This window comes from Vibrio eleionomae (assembly GCF_009874545.1).
Taxonomy (GTDB): domain Bacteria; phylum Pseudomonadota; class Gammaproteobacteria; order Enterobacterales; family Vibrionaceae; genus Vibrio; species Vibrio nitrifigilis.
On the sequence record NZ_WEKT01000050.1, the window covers coordinates 1 to 22,452 of the forward strand.

General features: G+C 40.1%; 16 protein-coding genes. 10 read left to right on the top strand and 6 right to left on the bottom strand.

Annotated elements, in window-relative coordinates; all coding sequences use genetic code 11:
- Positions 1 to 57: 57 nt before the first annotated feature.
- On the bottom strand, positions 58 to 882 hold the full coding sequence (locus F9817_RS19010; protein ID WP_161157746.1) for a helix-turn-helix domain-containing protein: 825 nt from the start codon (positions 880 to 882) through the stop codon (positions 58 to 60).
- Positions 883 to 1,336: 454 nt separating this feature from the next.
- Between F9817_RS19010 and F9817_RS19015 the strand changes: the two genes are divergently transcribed.
- Complete coding sequence (locus F9817_RS19015; RefSeq protein WP_161157747.1) at positions 1,337 to 2,437, top strand: PEGA domain-containing protein; 1,101 nt, start codon at positions 1,337 to 1,339, stop codon at positions 2,435 to 2,437.
- A 156-nt stretch (positions 2,438 to 2,593) separates the two neighbouring features.
- Positions 2,594 to 4,417, top strand: a complete 1,824-nt coding sequence (locus F9817_RS19020; protein WP_161157748.1) for an SUMF1/EgtB/PvdO family nonheme iron enzyme — start codon at positions 2,594 to 2,596, stop codon at positions 4,415 to 4,417.
- Positions 4,418 to 4,668: 251 nt separating this feature from the next.
- Here F9817_RS19020 and pdxH read toward each other — a convergent pair whose 3' ends face one another.
- The 5 genes from pdxH to F9817_RS19045 form a co-directional block, all read right to left on the bottom strand.
- Positions 4,669 to 5,307 (bottom strand): pyridoxamine 5'-phosphate oxidase, encoded by a 639-nt coding sequence (gene pdxH, locus F9817_RS19025; protein ID WP_161157749.1) that lies wholly within the window; start codon positions 5,305 to 5,307, stop codon positions 4,669 to 4,671.
- A gap of 310 nt (positions 5,308 to 5,617) precedes the next feature.
- Positions 5,618 to 7,297: a flagellar assembly protein A gene (locus tag F9817_RS19030; RefSeq protein ID WP_161157750.1), complete on the bottom strand. Its 1,680-nt coding sequence runs from the start codon at positions 7,295 to 7,297 to the stop codon at positions 5,618 to 5,620.
- Between the two features lie 532 nt (positions 7,298 to 7,829).
- On the bottom strand, positions 7,830 to 9,863 hold the full coding sequence (locus F9817_RS19035) for a tRNA(Met) cytidine acetyltransferase TmcA domain-containing protein (RefSeq protein WP_161157751.1): 2,034 nt from the start codon (positions 9,861 to 9,863) through the stop codon (positions 7,830 to 7,832).
- A 227-nt stretch (positions 9,864 to 10,090) separates the two neighbouring features.
- Positions 10,091 to 11,062, bottom strand: a complete 972-nt coding sequence (locus F9817_RS19040) for a ParB/RepB/Spo0J family partition protein (protein WP_161157752.1) — start codon at positions 11,060 to 11,062, stop codon at positions 10,091 to 10,093.
- Positions 11,063 to 11,068: 6 nt separating this feature from the next.
- Positions 11,069 to 12,286 (bottom strand): AAA family ATPase, encoded by a 1,218-nt coding sequence (locus tag F9817_RS19045; protein ID WP_161157753.1) that lies wholly within the window; start codon positions 12,284 to 12,286, stop codon positions 11,069 to 11,071.
- Between the two features lie 1,273 nt (positions 12,287 to 13,559).
- Here F9817_RS19045 and F9817_RS19050 point away from each other — a divergent pair.
- The 8 genes from F9817_RS19050 to cyoD all read left to right on the top strand — a co-directional run bounded on the left by F9817_RS19050 (position 13,560) and on the right by cyoD (position 22,444).
- Positions 13,560 to 15,536, top strand: a complete 1,977-nt coding sequence (locus F9817_RS19050) for a replication initiator protein RctB domain-containing protein (RefSeq protein ID WP_161157754.1) — start codon at positions 13,560 to 13,562, stop codon at positions 15,534 to 15,536.
- A gap of 758 nt (positions 15,537 to 16,294) precedes the next feature.
- Positions 16,295 to 16,504, top strand: coding sequence for a hypothetical protein (locus F9817_RS19055; RefSeq protein ID WP_161157755.1), 210 nt, complete (start codon positions 16,295 to 16,297; stop codon positions 16,502 to 16,504).
- Between the two features lie 154 nt (positions 16,505 to 16,658).
- Complete coding sequence (locus F9817_RS19060) at positions 16,659 to 16,868, top strand: DUF3283 family protein (protein ID WP_161157756.1); 210 nt, start codon at positions 16,659 to 16,661, stop codon at positions 16,866 to 16,868.
- Between the two features lie 91 nt (positions 16,869 to 16,959).
- Positions 16,960 to 17,682 carry a YebC/PmpR family DNA-binding transcriptional regulator gene (locus F9817_RS19065; protein WP_161157757.1) on the top strand — a complete coding sequence of 241 codons (723 nt, stop codon included), beginning with the start codon at positions 16,960 to 16,962 and terminating at the stop codon, positions 17,680 to 17,682.
- A gap of 845 nt (positions 17,683 to 18,527) precedes the next feature.
- Positions 18,528 to 19,511: a ubiquinol oxidase subunit II gene (gene cyoA, locus F9817_RS19070; RefSeq protein WP_161157758.1), complete on the top strand. Its 984-nt coding sequence runs from the start codon at positions 18,528 to 18,530 to the stop codon at positions 19,509 to 19,511.
- Between the two features lie 5 nt (positions 19,512 to 19,516).
- Entirely contained in the window at positions 19,517 to 21,550 is a 2,034-nt protein-coding gene (gene cyoB, locus F9817_RS19075) for a cytochrome o ubiquinol oxidase subunit I (protein ID WP_161157759.1), read from the top strand.
- On the top strand, positions 21,540 to 22,133 hold the full coding sequence (gene cyoC / locus F9817_RS19080) for a cytochrome o ubiquinol oxidase subunit III (RefSeq protein WP_161157760.1): 594 nt from the start codon (positions 21,540 to 21,542) through the stop codon (positions 22,131 to 22,133). Before cyoB ends, cyoC begins: the two co-directional genes overlap by 11 nt.
- Positions 22,130 to 22,444, top strand: coding sequence for a cytochrome o ubiquinol oxidase subunit IV (gene cyoD / locus F9817_RS19085; protein ID WP_161157761.1), 315 nt, complete (start codon positions 22,130 to 22,132; stop codon positions 22,442 to 22,444). Before cyoC ends, cyoD begins: the two co-directional genes overlap by 4 nt.
- The last annotated feature ends 8 nt before the right edge of the window (positions 22,445 to 22,452 follow it).

The following is a 22,452-nucleotide window of genomic DNA, read 5'->3' on the forward strand; positions in this document are numbered from 1 at the left end:
CGCTAAAAATTACCTTAATTAAAGATTTCTCAATAATGGATAATTCTCGATAAAAATTTAATTCTTTATCCGTTTTTTAAAAACCGAAGGCGAGACCCCCGCGATGCGCGAGAAAGTATGAGTGAAAGAGCTTTGGTTTGAAAAACCCGTTAAGTCAGCAACTTGACCCAATGTAAATTGTCCTTGCGTAATCAATGTTTTTGCCATCTCAACTCTTTTTTGCAAAACGTATTGATGGGGAGTCATGCCTAATTTGTCTTTAAACAGCATGTGAAATTGGCTTTCTCCAAGAAAAACACTTCCCGCTAATTGAGCCACAGAGATCTTATTCATCATATGGTTATCAATATAACGATCGATAGCGTCAAGATCGAAACGACAATCTTTACGTGTCAGTTGAAATGTTGAAATATGCCGTTGTAGCAGAGAGATCAACGTATCGTTGCAAGCACGACTGAGTAAGAGATCCTCAGGATTCGTTTTCATCTCTATCACTAACATGTGAATTAACTTTTGGATCTGATCATCGAGCTGAAAATAGATATCCTGACTGGCCAATTCATTAATTTTTTGCAGTAATAAAGGATCATCATTAGATGGTAAAGGCATATTCAGCACTAAAATATCCGACTGCTCAATAACACCACCAAAGGCATGACCAGAACCACAAGTTACTACACACCCCTGCCCAGGCCCCATCAAATTACCTCTACCATTCACATCAAAATCGACTTGGCCTTTCAGTCCAATAACAATTTGCGTGTAATTATGATCATGACTGTTCATATATGATGGTAAAGTGACCAACTCCGCAGGTCGAGGCGACAAAAGTTTGGCTGTTTCATCTATAATGGTCGATATTGGTGCATTAATTTGACTCATTTTAGTCTTCACTCATGTGGCTACTCAGGCATGGTATAACAGATTTATCGATGGACAAAATACACATCAATAGAATTTCAAGCAAACTAACACTTACGCAACCATGATCAACTAATGTCATATTAGCTGCTGCTATAGTAAAGGCATCATCCCCTTTGATTGGCTTGGAACAATGATCAAGTGCACATAAATTACGGTCAATGTGTGTTCAATTAACAAATGACTTGTTAGATCGTTAATAGAAGCTTGCATATTTTATTTAACAGCCCAAAATGGAGGGTGCACACTTATAAAATTTACAAAATCAGTTACCTAGTAACGCTAATCCGTAAATATAAGTCGCTATCGGAATAAAATTTGCATTTAAAGAGTCAGCGTCATTTATTAATGCTGTCAAAAGTTTGTCTTTCCCACTGATGGTCAGTGGTTAAACGTAAAATTGTTGCAGGGACCTATGATCAAACATCGCATCCCAGCGCTACTACTTGCGCTAAGCCCTATTTGGGTATCTGCGTCGGTGTATGCAAACGACGTCAAATCAGTTGACCCGGTTGCCTCTATCGACACGAAATTAACAACGAAACAGAGTGACATTGACGCGATCTCTTCTGACTACGACACTGAAGCAGCTAAGCTTCAAAAATTGAAGAATGAGCAAGCAACCTTAGAAAGAGAAGGCGAGGAACTTGTCGCTAAACAAAAACGTGCTAAATCGGCTTTGGACAAACAATATAGTCACCTTTTAGATGATCCAGAGACTGACTTAGTTAGCTTTCAAAAAAACTATCAAGAAGCTTGGGCCGCAGTAAAGCAGAACCAAACGGATCAGCTTAATAAGAAACAAGAGATAACTGAAAGTGAAATGGAGCTAGCTCAGCTGAAACAAAAACGGGCGAGACTTAAGACTGAATATGCCAATCTTCAGGAAAGTCGTATTGAAGCTCGAGTTAAACGTCTTGAAACTGAGCTACGTCAAACCAGTGCGATAGAAACAAGCTATAAAACCACTTGTTCTACCACGATGACATTGGGTGAATGTGCTAGTCAGGGACGTCATTTGACAAAACAAAAAGCAGTCAAAACGTTCCGTGAACAATTACTTAATGGCTTAACTGAATCGTCTATTGCGCAACAAAACGTCAATGGCGTTGAGCTCAATATTACCGTGCAAGAAACTCAAATTTTGCGTAGCGGGTTTGAAGGTAGTAGCGATTACTACACTCAAATGAAAGCCCAGCTTCAAGCAAAACCAGAACCAGTAGCTGCATGTAAATTGCTCAATGTATCAGCGCGTTATTGTTTACAAGGTTCAAATACCAAACAAAAACGCACCGATAAAACTTGGGCGACAGTGACGGTTCGTTCAGATCAATACAATGATGCAGTGACGATCAACGGCATTAATTATGGTAGTACTCCTGTTGAAATTGTACTACCAACTGGCCGTCATCAAGTCACTGTAGCAAAAGAAGGTTATGAAACTTATAACCGTGTTATAACAATTAACGGTAACGATACTGTTTGGGTAAAATTACGTCCCAATAAAGAAGATTAAATAGACGAGAAAAGTGAGTACAGTTCACTCACCGATCATTTATGCTCGCTAAAACGTCATTTTGTTACTAAGTTATTGAAAGATGACTTCTGACAAAGTGGCGTTTTCGTTTACAATAGCGAGAACATTTTCATTAGCTAACTGAAGTAGATAATAATGAGACAAGGTTTACCCGCTCTGTTATTAGCACTCTCACCTTGCTTTATGGTTACGTCGACGTTGGCAGAAGAAGCGCCTTCTTCAGTCAGCGCCATTGATGATGCACTATTCAGTAAAAATACAGAGTTGCAGGATGCAAAGAAGACGACACAGTCTCAGCAAGCCGCTTATGATAAGCAGCAAGCTGAACTAAAAGACTTAGAACAGCAAGCCAAAACGCTTGATAAAGCGCTTAACGCTGCTAAAGCTAAGTTACACGAAGCATATGGAAAAATGATTGATGATCCTAAAACCGATATCACGTCGGCTAAAGCGACATATCAATCCGCTTGGTCTGACGTCAAAAAAAATCAAAAAGCCCGTCTGGAAGCGCAACAAAATCTTCAAGAACTTGAAGCAAAACTGGCGCAAGAAAAATCAAGTCAGCGCACATTAGAACAGAAGATTGCAGCTTTAGGAGAAGACAAACTCCGAGCCAGAGCCGATCGTCTTAAACAAGAGTTAAACCATCCTGGTGAAGAAACCGTTAGTTTCACAAATAAGTGTGATGTGAAAATGACGTTAGCTCAGTGTGCAAGTCAAACCACCGAGTTGGCTCTGCAAAAGGCCGTAAACCAATATCAAGATTCTCTCGTATCAAATGCTTCAGAAAGTAGTCTAATTAAGCAACACTTAGATAAAGTGTCCTTAAATATTCACTTGTTAAAACATTCGACTAAGCAGGCAGGATTTAAGGGTAGCAACAAATACTATACGGTTGTTAACGCCCAATTAGAATCTCGCCCTAAAGAAAGCACCGCGTGTGAATTATTGGGGATAAAAAACGACTATTGTTTTGATAAAGCAGCGGATGGCGAAAACGGCAAACCACAAAAAGAAGTGGCTTGGGTGAGTTTAAATGTGCGTTCCAACCAGTATAACGACAACGTCCAAGTTGACGGAGTAAATTACGGAAGTACGCCAGTTGAAATTATGCTTCCGGTAGGTAACCATCTGATAACAGTGCAAAAAGAAGGTTACCATCCATTTTCTCAAGAAATGAAAGTTGGCGCGGACCAAACTCTTAGAGCGGTATTAAGAGAGCAGGCCAATATTCTAAAACCCGGTCATAAATTTGCTGACTCATTGAAAGGTAACATAAAAACGCCGGAGATGATCACCCTGATTCGTGGTGAATACCTCATAGGGGAAGACGCTTCTCGTAAAGTAAGCCTTGATCATGCTTTCGCATTAAGCGCAACACCGATTACCGTCGGTCAGTTCGAGACATTTGTTAATCAAACTAGCTACCAAACCGATGCTGAATTGAAACACTTATGTATCTCGGTCAATAACTCTGAAGTGACTCCTGTATCAGATAGTTATTGGCGTAATCCTGGCTTTAAACAAACCAGTCAAAATCCAGTGGTATGTGTAAGTCAAAATGACGCCCGTGCTTATGCGAAGTGGCTTTCGAAACAGACAGGGTTTGATTACCGCCTGCCTACTGAAGTTGAGTGGGAAATTGCAGCACGCTCCGGTAGTCAGTCAGATTATTGGTGGGGAGACGACTTTGGTGCAGATAAAGCAAACACAGGTTGGGGTGGAAGCCAATGGTCGAATAAGAGTACCTCCCCTGTTGGTTCATTCACACCAAATCATCTTGGCTTTTATGACGTTGTAGGTAACGTCTGGGAATGGACAAGCGATCCAAGAGGAATGGCCAAAGGTGGAGCATGGAGCTTTTCACCAACAATGGCAAAAGCATCCAGCGAATTATTTATTGATCCCGGTACCGCAGCAAACTATTTAGGTTTTAGAGTGGTGCGTGAACTTCATTAAATAGACCCAATGTAAAAAGGAAGCAAATGCTTCCTTTTTTATTGCCAGCTCTTAATCAAGGTTAGGGTTTTACTTTATCTTTTCCCCCCTTCATATACCACTCTAAATGACGCTCTAAGGGACTTTAAGTAAAAGCATAGCCAGACATCAAAAGGCGACTAATACCATGCTTAAATTTAATTACAGAGACACAAAAAAAGCGGCCTTTTATAAATAAGCCGCTCTTTTCGCTAAATTAGGTGGATTAATGCTTACGGCGCTAAACGATCAATGTCCCAACGTTCATCTTTATCATGCGTGTAAATAAAACGGTCATGTAAGCGATGTTCTCCACCTTGCCAAAACTCAACGCTATTTGGAACAATTCTAAACCCGCCCCAAAAACTCGGCATAGGAATTTCACCTTTTGCAAACTTCTGTTTTAGCTCTAAGAATTTACCTTCCAAAATACCACGCGCGGAAATTCGACTACTTTGATGGCTCGCAATCGCAGCAATCTGACTATCCTTTGGTCGAGAAGTAAAATACTTCATATTCTCCATTGCAGATAATTTTTCTACCGTACCAGTAATATGAACTTGTCTTTCTAATGGGTGCCAAGGGAAATGCAAACTTATTTTAGAGTTATTCTCTAAATGTTTTGCTTTACGACTACCCAAGTTGGTATAAAAAACAAAGCCATGTTGATCAACATTCTTTAACAACACGATACGTTGATATGGTTGACCGGTTTCATCAACAGTCGCCACTGTCATTGCTGTTGGGTCAGTTAATTTTGCATCAATTGCTTGTTGTAACCATAAGTTAAATTGTTCGATCGGGTCATCAAGCAAATCTTTGCGTCTCAAACCACCTCGAATATATTCGCGGCGTATATCTGAAAGTTCCATTTCGACTCCTTTTTAATTCTTAATTTTGCTCCGATACGCGATGGAACTCAATACAGGGAGGGTTATACAATCACGCAGAAAGGGAATAATTGTTCCCTACTCCATAGAGCTTGACCGATACTCGCCGATAAAGCTCTGAGTCCTGCGTCTTAAGTTCATTTGGGTATAACGCTCAAATAAATGAATAGCGACTAAATAAAACTCTTATCAGCTTAATGTAAAGCTGTTTGCTTTGTTTAAAATAGCTACCTTATCTTATAATGTCGCTATCCTAAGTTACTATAAAGTTATGTGCTATGAGATCCTTAACTTAAATCTCAACATCTTTAACAGACTCATCATCCAACTTAGCAGCACAGAGGATCTCATATTGATTGAAGTGAAACGTTGAGGGACCATGAACTCGTTTCGTCGTCACTCTAGCATCTGCAAACATAACAGTAACGTGAGTAAATACTTTTCCTTTTGCTTCAATCGTATTGATATTCAGTATTTCTTCAAAATCTTTTTGTGCCAGTTCTACAGCTAATTTTGCCTTTTCCATTTTAGCTTGTGCAGATTGTTTCATTTTTTCTACACGCATGACGTCTTCTTTTGTGCGTTGAGACTTATCTTTTTTCTTCACCGATATTTCTCGGCGCACAGCATCCATCGTTTTTTCTTGCGCTTCTTTATATAAGGCTTTGTGTTTTAAGATCCGCTCTTTTTGATGACTGTAACGAGCAAACCCTTCGACATACGTTGCGGTATCGCCCTCAACTCCGAGATTAAAACACAGTACTTTTCCACCAACTTTTGCTTTACCGCCGCTTAAAGTACCTTGCGTTTCATTTTCATCAATAACAAGCAGATCCCCACCACAACGTATATGATTACTCATACTATGCACAACTAATGAAATATTGTGACTGGCTTGGATTTCAGAAAACTGCGCATAATTTGCTTTGATGTTACCGCCCGATTTAACAATACAGCTTTTAGGTTCATCTTCAGAGACCGTATGACCAATGATGCCTTTACCCACTTCGATGTCACCTTGGGCTTGGACATCTGCTGATTCTATAAACCCACCGACAATAACATTACCTGTAGCGCGAATAATCATACCGGGTTCTACATCACCAGCAACGACAACAGAACCTTTGAATTTTACATGCCCAGTTGCAACGCTCACACTGTTCAAACACATTGCGGTTTCAACATCTACTGTTTGACCACGTATAATTGGCATTCCAGGCTGGCTCGCTAATAACAGATTAGGATTTTCATCGGAAAGGTGCGTCCCCTTTCCAGCTTTCAAAGCTTGTACTTGACCAGGTTTAGGCTTGAGTATTTCACCAAACACTGTAAAGCCAGATTTACCTTTAGTAGCAGGTTCACGTTTCATGACCGGATCATTCTCACTCACCGTGACAGTTTGCCCAAAATCTCGCATATCAATTTTTATAGCATCGTTATCTTTAGGTGCGAGAACTCGTTTCATGACATCTGCAACTAACGGAACCAGTTTTGAATTTTCACCATTCTCTGCAGGTTTTCCATGTGCGACTACTTGAGAAAATGTTTGTCCAGGTGTTAACGATTCGCTCGCCACTAATACTTTTTTTAGTGCTTGTTTATTAATTCCCTTTTTAATATTCGCATGGCTAAGTTCTTGCACCATTTGGTTAGCGTGTAAACCGCTTCCCCCAAATGCGCCAGTCACAACCATGGTTGCAACCATACCTTTTGAATCCACCGATATGGTTACCGCAGCATCGTGCTTTTCTGCAATGACAATTCCCGCTGCTGCTTCACTGTTGCTCAACTTTGCTTTTTCAATAAAGCGACTAAGCTCTTTATCGAGCACTTTAAAATCCTTCGCGCCGATTTCGGCCAAAACAGTCGGCAATAATGCAACATCTGCATTTGCATCAAACTTTTGACCTTCACTTATTTTCGCAATAACTTGCGACTTGTCGCTGTTGAGTACAACGAAATCCTTCCACATACTAGATTCAACCTAACAGACTGTTTTAAGAATGAGTCAACCAACGGACTCAAATAACAAAATAATTCGAATAGTGATTAAGATTACTACTCACATGTTGGACATAATAGCCAAATGATCTTGAGATGCAGAATTCAGAGATTCGTTAACAAGCAAGAGTCAAACTCAGATACGGATAGAGTGAGTATTTCCATTAACATTATTAGCTTGCTGATTAACTACCAAAAGTCGAGTTTTATTCGCACCTATAATATGTGACTTACTATCTAGATATAGTACCTCGGTCTTTAAATCAGATCCTGCACATTTCCGCTTACACAACATCATAAAGTAACTTGGCTATATCTATCTAATTTCATTTTCCTGACGGATCTCTACTTTAAATGCAATGAAAAAACTCTTTTATTTGTCTTTCAATAAGGCGAGATAAATCCATCAACCATTTACAGTGTAAATTGAATATTAACAATAACTAACAAGCTCCCTAGTTTACACTGTAAATTCAAACATAAAATACTATGAGAGTTCGCTTTTACATTTTACAGTGTAAATCGGCTAGTAATGATAAGATTTCCTGTCTAATCTGCCCCTCTAACTGTTTGCGGCCAGATAAGGAAAAACTTGAGCAACATTCATTCCAGTCGTGATGTTGCAACACTTTGGCTAGTAGCAAATCACTGCATTTCTCGATACGACCTTTCGACAAGGAAAATATAAGTTCCTCAATCGCCACCGCGACACTTTCATAATTGGCGCCACCATGCGCGTAATTTTGAAGTACCGGGACCCACATATCTAGCGAATTTTGGAGCGCCTTGTCTTTAGAGCCAAATGATAAAAGAGTCCGAATAAGCGATGGTGACAAGTCAGAAAATATCCCATTTAGACTAAAGCGAAAGTGATTGTTAAACATCATGTGAGCATGACGGTCCCAATCAATCTGAATATTTCTAACCATGATTAAAGAATGACATCCACTCGCTTGATCTCTTTTTGAACCCAGCTTAACGGGATAGAAATGATTACTTTGCCAAAAATGGATTAACTCATCAGTCGCACCAAAACTCGTAGATATAAATGACTCTGATTGAGCCTTACAAAAGAATGATAATAATCGACTTCCAATTCTTTGACGTTGCAATTCAGGATGTACGGCTATACGCATTATTCGCTTGCTTGACTGTTTCGCGGCTAATCGAATTCCAAGCTGATTAGCAATAGAAACTGGAACAAGGTGACCTTTAGGACGCCTAACACCAGAACAGATATCTTCGATTAATTCATCGTCTAACCCACCCTCTTGGACAGAGAGCAAGCATCCAACGATCGTATTAGAATTACTCGCAGCCCAAATTTCTATCGCGTCGTCTGAAAGCATTTGAAATAAATCATTGGGTGTCGTCTGATAATGAGCATTAACAAGTAATGAAAAAATGGTACGTAAAAGGACTTCATTAGCCATTAAATCCGCTTTATTAATCAATGCAAATTCAAGATTTGATTCGCTTACACATTGCGAATCCAACGCGTCATCAAGTAGGAAGGCTTTCTTATGCCAAAGTTCTAGTGGGTCATTCATTTGCCAACGAACAGGTTTATACAAATGGACTGGCACATAGTTTGGTCTATGGCGTTTTAGCCATTGGATAAATTTAAGCGTAAATCCTCGGCCACATCCTTCATAACCGTATATCGTCGATGAAAACACCGCGCGGTGATAATATTCAACCATGGTTTGAAGCATGGGAATAGGAATTGCGGCCGCTTCATCAACCAACAATAAATCACAGTCAGGCATCTCTTTCAGTAGCCGATCAGGCGAGTAAAACTGTAGCGTCGAATTTTCCCAAACGACTTTATCTTTAACTCTGATTGCTTGAGGTATCATCGCACATAGGTGCTCATAAAGAGGTAATACCGCTTTTGAACTCGGAGCCGTAACAACAATGGACATAGCTTTACTTGCCATAAGCTCAGCACTAGCTAAACCTAACGCACTGGTTTTTCCTCTACCACGATCAGCCGTTAATACTAAAGGTCGCTTTCTATGCCCTGTCACCACTTTTTTGATCGCTTCAATCGCATCTTGCTGGTGGACTGCACACTCAGGCCGAGATTCCGAATAATTCGACATTGGCATTTTGATTCCACTGTCAGTACTCTCATTCGGCGATAATACGGGCAGTAATGCCAATTGTTTATTTAACCACTGATCAGCGAAACTGTGAGATGACCGCTCCCCCACCAACAATAATAAACCGCCCCCCTTTAAAGTACCCAATACTGCGCTGAAACTATTCGCGTCCCAATCCTGACTCAAATCCCAAATAACGAGTTCACATTCCTGGCCCAATAACTGATGACCCTGCTTAGTATTAATAGTCTGATGATATTGCCCAAAACCGCATCCAACTAAGACTGAATTTGCTTCACCTACAATATCGATCCACTCTCGACATGTTTTCTTAAGCCAGGTTTGCGAACCAGATAAACGTATACCAAAGCGGAAATTTTGTTGCTGCGCATACTCAGAGATATTTTTTAAATACAGGACAGAATTGGTCATAGATATGATTCATTAAATACGATTAAAAACATGATACCACACCCAAAGATTACGGTTAAAAATGCGGTCAGTGATACAGGAAGGAATCTTTAAATTTTAGCATTGATATGAAAAGACAGATACAACATACCGAGTCAGTCTGGAGCACAAAGTGCTAGAGGTCAAAACCAACAACCATGAACAATAAAAAAACCCGCAGAAGCGGGCTTTGAACAACTAGATAACTTTTACTTTAGCTTTTCGGATACAAAATCCAATATCTCTTGCATAAGCCCGTCGTCGACTTTTTTCAGATTCAACGACAGATTAGCGCCCTTGCGGGTATAGTTAGCACGACCTTTAACCAACTCAATTTTGGGATTCTCTTTACGCTTCGGTGGCGCTAACTCCTGAATCCAATTCTCCAGTGTTTCAGTCACTTCTTTGGTAATACGAGTCACACCTTGCGAATCACAACGCTGCCATACATAGGTGTCATCTTGGTGACATTTTTCAATCAACGATTTTTGTTGTTGAACATCCAACTCATTAAATTGTTTATGTAACTTAACAATCGTTGGGCGCCCCAGTTCAACAACATTCGGATACGCTTTTAGTAAATCAAGCGGTAACGACGCAGCCTTTAATGCCCCACTCACCAATGCTTCGCTACACTGGAAAATACGCGCTAACGCTTTCTGATCTTCCGCTTCACCACTATCTAATTTTGCCTGCATCTCTTTCCCTTTTTCATACAGAGAAAGCGGCTTATGAGCGTTTGCAACATCAGATAAGAATTTAGCGTGGTCGGTATTAATGTTTTCACCGACGTAAATTAAAAATTCCCTATTAGCGAGGATACAAGACATACGACGGCGACTACCATCGAGAACCTCAATTTTGCCGTCCTCAGTACGGCGACCAACAGCTGGGTATTGCTGGCCACGTTCTTTTAATGTCGTTAGCACATCACACAAAGCATGCTCATTCAAGAAAGCTTGTTCACGTGCGTTTTCAGCAAAAACAACCGTTTCGGTCTGCACTTTATTGGCCGGGATACGAACAAGTTCAAATGTAACTAGCTCTTCTCCGGCGACAGCTAATTCGATAACGTGTGCTTGGGCTTTTACTGCGGATTGAGCTTCTTGCGGGGTCGTCGCTCGACGTTTATCTGCTTTACCAAACAATTTTGCATTTAGCTCAGACGTTTTTAATGCCATTTTTTATTACCCCTGATTCAAAGAAGACCAATTAGAATGCAACACTCGTTCGAGTTCAAGTGAGCTTTTTTGTACTGCATCTTGAGCTGTAGCCAAGGTTTTCTTACCACCTTCGAAATCGCCGGTCGTTAAGTCAAATACAGTACTGTAAGTATCCGCACATGTTTCAAAAGCACGGCTACGAGGAATTGTGGCCATCATTACTTGATCACCTAACAGATAATTCATTTCAGTTAAAACCGATACCTGTTTTTTATTGTCATCTTCAAACATAGTCGGCATAAGGCGAACAAATTCCAAACCTTTCCAATCTTCAGGAAACATCTCATACACGGTAGGTAGATGCTGAAAAAAGTTAACGGTAGATGCCCAATCAAGTCGTTTCGCAGCGCATGGAATTAACAAAGCATTAGATGCAAACATAGCGTTCCAGACGAGCGGATCGACGTGTGGACCGGTATCAATCATGATAACGTCAAAATCATCCGCTATTTTGTCTATTAGCTTTTCTTTCAGCAAACGAACGATATCTAGTGACTGATTTTTTGATAAATACTGCCACGCTTCTGCGTTAAACATCGCATCTTCAGGGAATGCCGATATGGTACGTAAGTTTGGATATTGAGTCGGCAGCAGTACATTCTTTTCTAAAAACTCTTTATCAACATTCACACCTTCAGGCACATTATCGAGCATTACGTCGACCGCTGAATAGATATTGGCGTTTTCGCCTAAACTAATTTGCGGATTTAAGAAAAGACGCAGTGAACCTTGAGGGTCTAAGTCGATCAGACAGATACGGTAGCGTTTATCTAAATTAAGTGCGAGACAAGCAGCCAAATGAACCGCTGTCATCGATTTACCCGTCCCCCCTTTTTGGTTCTGCACGTTAATAATCCAAGGCTTATTATCTGCACTTTTCTTTCTTTCATGAAATTTAGGAATACCAGCAGCGTCCATAAGCATGTGTGCTTCAGCTAACGAGATAGAATAGTGATTCGCATTATTCTTGGTAAATTGATGGCCAGCAGCTTCCATTTTGGCAATGGCATCATCTAATTTACGACGAGTTAATCCAGAGCGAGTTTCCATTAATGCTTTAGACATTGGTGGAAAATGTTCTTCACGACGCTCTTCTAAAACAATCTCTATACGGTCAGCTTGAACTTGTTGAGTCTGTTCTGCTAGCTGGTAGAGATTTTCTATTGTTTGTTCTCTTTTCATTGCCAAATTCCGTTAATAGGTATTTACCTTTGAATTGTACAGCATATTAAACACCTTACAATAAAAAGGTGCACAAACACTTTTAGATATAAATCACATTAAAGAGAAACTAACAAAGCTATTAAATGCAAAAATCAAAAAAAAGCTGTTATTAGCGTTCTTAATTTCTAAAGATAACTACCCTATTTTATCATTACATTTAAAATGTTACAGCATCACTTATTTACAATGTAAACTGAAATAATAAAAAATACTTGTAACTAAAAAATATATGCGGAACGATTATAAAATCCTGCTATTTTACGGATGCTGTGGTTTCGACTGAGAATTTACCAAATGAAAAGGTTTTTTGTGTAGAAAAAAGGTAAAAAAGTTAATGAATGCGCCAATAAATAGCACTACTGTGATCGGAGTAACTTTCGGAAGGATGATCAAGGAACCTCTGGTGATCATCTTTCCGAACAAAAAAGAGTTTAAAGGAACGATGATCAAGGCAGTATTGAGGCCAATTTTGATCCATAATACCGCCATTGGAATTGATCCTTTTACGGATCGATGATCAAGAGGGATATTTCTCCGGAAGCATGAAAAAAAGTCACTCAACTACGGTAGACGTCAGATGTACTGGGACTTGAACTAAGATGAACCAATGTAAATACTCACAATCAACCAATAAAAATATATCCAAAGTCACATTAGATATCTTGATCATGCTTTCGAACAAAGCTGAAATTCATACATGATATGTTGAGTTACGTTTTATTGTCATTTCGACTTATATCTTGTTTGAAAAGTAACCAAACATGCGATTTTAGATAATATTTCCATATACACTTGATCATGTTTCCGAACAAAAACCGAGAGAAAGAGACACGAGACAGCTAAATTACAATCCACACCAACGATCACTTGTGGATAAGTTGTGACTGACTGATGATCATGCTTTTGAATATTCATTGATCATCTTTTCGCATTGCTGATGATCATTGTTCAGATAAGATATGATCATGCTTTCGTTACTATAATGATCATGGTTTCGGAAACATCATGATCATGCTTCTGAAAGATAAAAAAATAAATCCTTTTATAACAGTCAGTTAAAAGCAAATTCTCCGACAGATCATATGATCACCTTAATCATTATTAATCAGATTAATCAAAAAGATCAGTTATTTAAAAGCAACAAATTTTTCTTTATTTATGATCTATTTTTCTTTATTCTTTTGGAACCATAGCGATATTACGGTTCATGTGATACGGATTTAACAAACAAATGACCTCTGAAGAAAAATTATTGATCAAAGCGCCAAGGAATCATAAGGATGGCCACCTATTTGAAGTTTCCGAAGCAGCAGTTGATTGGATAGAGCAATATCAACACTTTAAAGGTGTGACTAAAAGCATCGTTGAATTACTGAATCTTATATCTCTTCAGGGGTTCCGTAGCAAAGATGGCCTAGTTTCAACAACAGAATTGATCGAAGCAACTGAAGGGAAATTGACCCGAGCAGCGATACAGCAGCGTTTAAGAGCCGCAGTTGCAATTGGCTTGTTTAAACAAATCCCTGTTCGTTTTGAAGAAGGATTAGCCGGTAAAACAATGCTGCACAAGTTTGTTAATCCTAACCAGTTAATTTCTGTATTAGGAGCGACAAGCCTGATTACGGAATCGGCTAAACAAACCGAAAAACGCAAACGCTCGAAAGCATTAGCTCAAACACAAGTAAACCAAAAATTGTTACATGAGCATGGCTTGAATACGCCACCAGCGATGAAAGATGAATCAGAACAATTTGTAGTGTCACCTACTAATTGGGCAGGGATCATCGACCAAGCTTTAGCGCCACCACGAACACGTAAAAGCTACCAAAAATCGATGGTTTCCATTTCAGGAACTCGCGCTGTGATCGAAACTCGATCATCAAAAAACATCATGACTGTCGATGATCTAATGACTCTGTTTGCTCTATTCACTTTAACAGTTCAATATCATGATTATCACCAAGAAGATTATCATTTAAACGCGAAACAGGTACCAAACAAAACACCTCTGTATATCACCGATATCCTTCAATTAAGGGGTAAAAAAGACAGTGGCCCAGCACGTGATTCGATCCGTGATAGTATTGATCGTATTGAATTTACAGACTTCCAGCTTCATGAGTTAACAGGACGTTGGCTGAGTGAAAACATGCCTGAAGGCTTCAAAAGTGATCGTTTTCGGTTTTTGGCCAGAACGATCACCGCATCAGAAGAAGCGCCAACAGAAAACAGCGATGGTGAGATCCGGATCAAACCCAATTTATACATTCTGGTTTGGGAACCTTCGTTTTTTGAAGAGTTATTAACTCGCGATTACTTTTTCTTGTTTCCACCTGAAATACTGCGTCAACACACATTGGTGTTCCAGCTCTATTCCTATTTTCGTAGTCGTATGTCACGTCGCCATACTGACGTTATGTTGCTAAGTGAATTAAATCAAAAGCTTGCAAGAAATATTGAATGGCGCCGTTTTTCTATGGATCTGATCCGCGAACTAAAACGTTTGTCTGAAGGCAAAGGTGATGATCAAATGTTTGTGGTGAATCTGTGGGGGTACCATCTCACGATCACATCAATGATCGAAAAGAATAAGATCCATGATTACCAAGTTGATATTAAGTGTGACGTTGAGGAAGTCTTACGTTATTCACGTGCAAAAACAACCAATGCCGGTAAACGTAATATGGCACCGACACTGCCAAACCCATTACGTCACGAAATGGTTTCAAAGCAGAAACTTGATGAATTATCCGAAATTATTGATGGGGAATTCGAACCTATTCAGCGGAAAACGGCATCACCTCGGGGTAACTTAGGCCGTCGAGTTAAGTTACGTAAGCACCTTGTAGAGATTAATGCCGATGAAATCACTATTACTCTTTCTAAATATACCTCTTCAGAGGCTTTAGAACGCAGTATAACGGCTTTAGCGGCTATGACCGGACATTCACCTACCTCCATCAGAAATGAGTGTCTAGAGCTCTTGGATAAGCTCGAATACCTAAAAGTTGGAGAAAGTGCTGTTCCGTATGAAACGTTAAGTAAGTTAATAGAGCTGTATAATAGCCAAACGAATCATCGACATTTATCAATTGAACGTTTGATCTCGGGTCTAGCTGTGCGCCGTAAGGTCTGTAAACAGATTTTTGAAGGTCATCTTGATGACTCCGTCTTTCGTGTTTTAGATGAATTAACGATAGGTGGATAAACTACAAACATCAGACATAAGCCTGACTTACTCCTGACATTTTGGTACGGCCTGCTCGCTATCATTTATCCCGAATAGACAACCTTTTGTCCTATCTGATGAATTAATAGATTGGCTCATATTGTTACATTCATTCTGAATAGTTTGCGAGTTCTCCCCAAGAACTCGCTTTTTTTTTTGCTTTAAATCTTTTACTAACACATCCACTCTCTCAACGTCTAAATTGCACTAGTTAGTGCCTTGCCTAACCTAAGAGCAAATACATTCTTAATGAAACGTATTTCGAGGTGACTTGGGATATCACTTCACTTAATGACGATGCTTCCCATGATCATGCTTTCGTATTTTTGATGATCATAACTGAGTTATCTTGATCATCGTTCCGTTAAGTCTCTCATGATCAATGTAAAAGAGATTAAAACTCGCATAACGCATAAGACTGCCTTGATCATGCTTTCGTCGGGTTATGAGTCGGCATGGGACATTAAAAAAAGAAATAGTCGTTTGAAGCGGTTGGTATTGAAACGTGGGGGTCAGCTCTACTGAAATGCGACTTGGATCAAAATAGAATTCTTTGGCACGAATCCCTTAAAGGTACTTCTAAGAATTAGCGTTAGCAAAGCTTTCTTCACGTAACATAGGACTAGTTGTTCGAACTATCGATTTAGTCACATTCCTTATCAAAATATCTTAACAGGACGTTTGACGTTTGCTAAAGAATACCTTGTCCCAAGCATGGTTTTTATTCGGAGGTGCTTATGTCAATCAATTCAATAGACCATGATGATATGGCGAATATGGCGAGTAAATGGGACTTCACGGAAGAAGCGGAAAATACAACTACTCAGCTACGCCCTGGTAAAGATTTGAAATCTGCTGAAGCTCGTCGTCGCATAGAAATGCTACGTGAGATTCGAGAAAGCGGATTAACCATTGAAGAAGCGAAAGAACTCGGTCTCCTTCATTAATTCAAATCATCATTCCTTGAAGGGTGACAGTCGTCACCCTTCGCTTTTTTAGAGCTATTCTTGATTTATCCATTGTAAACTGACATTTTGACTCTTAAATTTTGTCACGCGTATGATATATTGCGCATCAAAGTTTTTGACTAAGAGTTATTTCATGTCGTTTAATCTTGCACTGTTAGATGCCAAAGAGAAAAATAAAATCGAGCTTGATAAGCAAGCGTCGTTTATCGTTTGGAAAATGAAGCAGGCAAAAGCAGGACCTGAAGCTATCTCTTCGCAGCTCAAAACTATTCGTTCAGAAGAAGAACGTGAATGGTTTCAGAGCTCAGTCGACAAATACAAACGAGTTATGGGCGTTTTATAAGTAAACGCTTGTGTCTTTGCAGGGGGAATTGAATTGAGACTTTCTTCTGCTAAAATCCTCCGCAATAAATAGAACCAGAGAGAACATCCCGATGGGAAGAAGTTTTGAAGTGCGCAAAGCCTCAATGGCGAAAACTCAAGGCGCAAAAATTAAAGTTTATTCCAAATACGGTAAAGAAATTTACGTTTGTGCAAAAAACGGCGGTGCTGACCCTGATGCAAACCTTTCTCTTCGCGCATTGATCGCGAAAGCGAAAAAAGACCAAGTACCTGGCCACGTTATCGATAAAGCGATTGATAAGGCCACAGGTGGTTCTGGTGAAGATTACCAACCAGCTCGTTACGAAGGCTTTGGCCCTGGTGGTGCAAGCGTGATTGTTGACTGTCTGACAGACAACGGTAACCGTACTTTCCAAGACGTACGTCAGTGCTTTGTGAAAACAGGTGCGAAAATCGGTAACCCAGGAACCGTTTCTCATATGTTTGAACATCAAGCGGTTTTCCAATTTAAAGGTGAAGATGATGAACCTGTATTGGAAGCTTTGATGATGGAAGACGTAGACGTTACTGATATTGAAGTTGAAGATGGCATTGTGACTGTATTTGCTCCTCATACTGAATTCTTCAAAGCAAAAACAGCGTTAAACGACGCATTCCCTGAATTGACTATTGATGTTGAAGAGATCACTTTTGTACCTCAAACAAGTACTGAAGTATCAGGTGAAGATGCTGAGAAATTCCAAAAATTCTTAGATTTGCTAGATGATTGTGATGACGTTCAACAGGTTTATCACAATGCGGAAATCGCAGAATAATTCACACAATAATGTGTTGATGTAAATTTTTAAACGCCAGACATTTTCGTTTGGCGTTTTTCTTTCCCCAAATCTCATTTCAATTTTCTCTAAACACGTTGCTTCATACCGTTTCTAGCAACTATTCGTAATTTATTGTTGATTTTTACAGTGTAAATAGCCAAATACGTTTGGTGAATTTATGTGCGCAACATAACACTTTTACAACTTCGTTTTTTCTTACTGGACGCTAAATTATTTCTTATCTTTATGATTTAACGTGCTTCATGACTGTTATATGAATCAAATTGTCGATGTTCAATTTGATTATTTACCCAGTTTGTTAAAGAAATGTGACTTTTGTTCCGTTGTAAATGCTAAATATGTTCTACACATACAAGCTCTGAACGCTGTAAATAGCGATATTTTACGTGCAAATCAACTAATTCAATAATTTGTGTGATACCACAAAAATGGAATCAATTTTGATCTTAATCAAGCATGAGTACCTATAATTACTAGCGTTCAGAAAGGAAAACCGCGAAATATGCATGTGTATGTTTCGCTTATGTTTTCATTTGTGAAAGTTAAGATTGCATTTTGATCTGCTGGGATTTGTTCTGTTTTGTAAGCATAATGCGCCGCATGTAACAATTTGATTTCGATTGTAACTGTTTTGTTTACTATGTGTGGGTTGGTTTGTTGTTTTTATGTCGACATTTCTAATTCGCTCAACGGTGAGAGTTACTCTTTAGGTCGTTGTTACAAGCTCAACACATTATAAAAAACTATATGTAAATCCACCGCAGACTCCTAAAGTGCTCACTTTTTTTTGGAATCTGCAAATAATACAGTCGAGAAAGTCAATGGAAGCCTCAAGATATAAAAGCATCATATCGAAGGCAGGGATACTTATGTTAGCCCTTGCTCTTTCGGGATGTAAGTTTGTGCTACTTGACCCGAAAGGCGACATTGGTGTTCAGGAAAAAGAGTTGATCCTTACTGCTCTGGTCCTAATGCTGATTGTCGTCATTCCTGTGATATTGATGACGATTTATTTCGCCTACAAGTATCGCGCAAGTAACACCAACCATGAAGAATACTCGCCTGAATGGTCTCACTCTAACAAGATAGAAGTTATAGTGTGGGCTATTCCTATTATTATTATTGCTATTTTGGCAACGATAACTTGGCGATCAACTCACCATTTAGAGCCTTCGAAACCCATAGCAAAAGATGGTCAAAAAACGATGACCATTGAAGTGGTGGCGATGGACTGGAAATGGCTGTTCATCTACCCCGAAGAGAAAATAGCAACCATTAACTACGTTGCGTTTCCAAAAGAAACACCGGTTAAGTTCAAGCTCGTTGCTGACAACATTATGAACTCTTTCTTTATTCCTCAGTTGGGTAGTCAATTATACGCCATGCCTGGAATGGTCACTCGTTTGCATCTGATTGCCAATCATGCCGGGGATTATCGTGGTATTGGAGCGAGTTTTAGTGGGGATGGTTTCTCTCACATGAAGTTCAAAGCAACAGCATTGCCTGATGAAGCGAGCTTTAAACAGTGGGTGACTGAAGTGAAAGCCTCCAGCGATTCAATTCGTAGCTTCTCAGATTACCAGGTACTGGCGAAACCAAGCATTGATGCGCCTGTTCAATACTTCTCATCCGTTCCTGATCATCTGTTTGATGATGTTGTTTTACAGCATCCAGGTAGTGAGATGAATAGCATGGGTCATATGCCGGTTAAGCCTGTTGAACACGCTGAATCTGGTGAACATTCGTCTCCAATGACAATGGACACTGATAAAAGTCATTCATCAATGACTGAACAGAAAGGGTAATCGAGATGTTTGGAAGATTGACATTAGAATCCATTCCATACCATGAGCCAATTATTATGGTAACCCTATCCGTCATTGCGATTATTGGTATTGCAGTGTTGGCTTTAATCACTCGGATGGGGAAATGGCAATATTTATGGAATGAGTGGTTTACGTCCGTAGACCATAAAAAATTAGGTTTCATGTACATTGCAGTCGCAATGATCATGTTAATTCGTGGCTTTTCTGACGCCGTCATGATGCGTAGTCAGCAGGCTCTTTCCGCGGCTGGGGAAGCGGGCTATTTACCACCACATCACTATGATCAAATCTTTTCCGCGCACGGCGTGATTATGATTTTCTTTGTAGCGATGCCATTGGTTATCGGCTTAATGAACATTGTTGTTCCGTTGCAAATAGGTGCACGCGATGTTGCTTTCCCATACCTTAATAACTTGAGCTTTTGGCTATTTGTTGTTGGTGTAATTCTAACAAACATGTCGCTAGGGCTAGGTGAATTTGCTCGTACCGGATGGTTAGCTTATCCACCATTATCTGGAATTAAGGCGAGTCCGGGAGTTGGGGTCGATTATTGGATATGGGCGCTGCAGATATCGGGTGTCGGTACGACATTAACGGGTGTTAACTTCTTCGTGACTATCTTGCGTATGCGTACGCCTAGTATGCCACTGATGAAAATGCCTGTGTTCACATGGGCTTCTCTGTGTGCCAATATCCTAATCATCATTTCATTCCCAATTTTGACAGTAACTATTGCTCTGTTAACGTTGGACCGTTACTTAGGTTTCCACTTCTTCACCAATGATATGGGTGGGAACATGATGATGTATATCAACTTGATATGGGCTTGGGGTCACCCTGAAGTGTATATCTTGGTTCTGCCAGTATTTGGTGTTTTCTCCGAAGTCACTGCGACATTCTCGCGCAAAAAATTGTTCGGTTATACCTCACTAGTATGGGCAACTATTGTTATTACCATCCTTGCTTTCGTTGTTTGGCTGCACCACTTCTTTACCATGGGCAGTGGCGCGAATGTGAACGCGTTCTTCGGCATCGCAACCATGATCATCTCGATACCGACAGGGGTTAAGATATTCAACTGGTTGTTTACCATGTACAAAGGGCGTATTACCTTTACAACACCAATGATGTGGACAATCGGTTTCTTGATCTCATTCAGTATCGGTGGGATGACCGGGGTATTGATGGCCGTTCCTGGTGCTGACTTTGTTCTGCACAACAGTGTGTTCTTGATTGCTCACTTCCATAACGTGATCATCGGTGGGGTCGTATTCGGTTGTTTTGCTGGTATAACTTACTGGTTCCCTAAAGCAACGGGATTCAAGTTGAACGAAACTTGGGGTAAACGTGCATTTTGGTTCTGGCTAATTGGCTTTATTTTAGCCTTCTTACCACTGTATGCGCTTGGATTTATGGGAATGACTCGTCGTTTAAGTCAAGACCTTAACCCTGAATATTTCCCATTCTTAGCCGTTGCTGCCTTTGGTACTGCGCTAGTGGCTGTCGGTGTGCTTTGCCAAGTTATGCAGTTCATCGTCAGTATTCGTGATCGCAAACTAAACGAAGACGTGACGGGCGATGCATGGGATGGACGTACGCTTGAATGGTCTGTTTCATCACCACCACCATTCTACAACTTTGCTGTTATTCCTAAAGGGGATGAGCTTGATGCTTTCTGGTATCAGAAAGAACGTGGCGAACACGACATCAACAAAGAAGTAGAATACGAGCGCATTCATATGCCTAAGAATACACCAACGGGGATTTATGTATCCTTCTGGTCGCTATTATTCGGTGTCGGTATGATCTGGTACATCTGGTGGTTAGCCATCATTGGTTTTGCAGGTATTGTGATCACTTCTATCATTCACAGCTTTAACGATGACGTAGATTACTACGTTGAAGTAGATGAAATTAAAGCGATTGAACAGGCACACCGTGAACGTGTTGCACAAGCAAAGCAAGCAGAACTCAATGAAAGCAATAAAGATGATGTGGAGGTGAAATATGCACGCTGATGCTCACGCGCACGATCACCATAACGCAGGTGGAAACAAACTGTTTGGTTTTTGGATCTACCTAATGAGTGACTGTATTTTGTTTGCAAGCTTGTTTGCAACATTTGCAGTACTGAGAGATGCCACCGCTGGTGGTGTCTCTGGCCGTGATATTTTTGAGTTACCGTTTGTATTTGTCGAAACCATGTTACTGCTACTAAGTAGTATTACGTTTGGTTTTGGTATGATCGCGATGAAACGCAAGCAAATTGGTGCTCTTAAACTATGGATGGTAGTGACATTCATCCTAGGCGCGGGTTTCATTGGAATGGAAATTTACGAATTCCATCACCTAATTCATGCTGGCTACGGCCCAGATCACAGCGCATTTCTGTCTGCCTTCTTCACTTTAGTGGGGACCCATGGCTTGCACGTAACCTTCGGTTTGATTTGGTTAGCCGTTGGCCTAGTGCAACTGAATACCAAAGGCTTAACAGAAACCATGGAAACACGTTTTGGTTGTTTAAGCTTGTTCTGGCACTTCCTTGATATCGTTTGGATCTGTGTCTTCACATTTGTTTATCTAGTAGGGGTGATTTCATGAGTAATCAACACGCCGAATCCAGTGTGAAAGGCTATGTCGTTGGTTTTATTGCTTCACTGATTCTGACCATTGTTCCTTTCTACTATGCAAGCACGCAGAGCTTGTCACAAGCAGCAACCTACTCAATATTGTTTGGTTGCGCGATTGTGCAAGTTATCGTTCATTTTATCTATTTCTTGCATATGGAAGTGAAAACAGAAGAGGGGCGCTGGAATTTTATTTCACTGTTCTTCTCAGCCATTGTGGTGTTAATTGTGATTGGTGGTTCTATCTGGATCATGTGGAATCTTAATATCAACATGGCGATGTAGGCAGCATT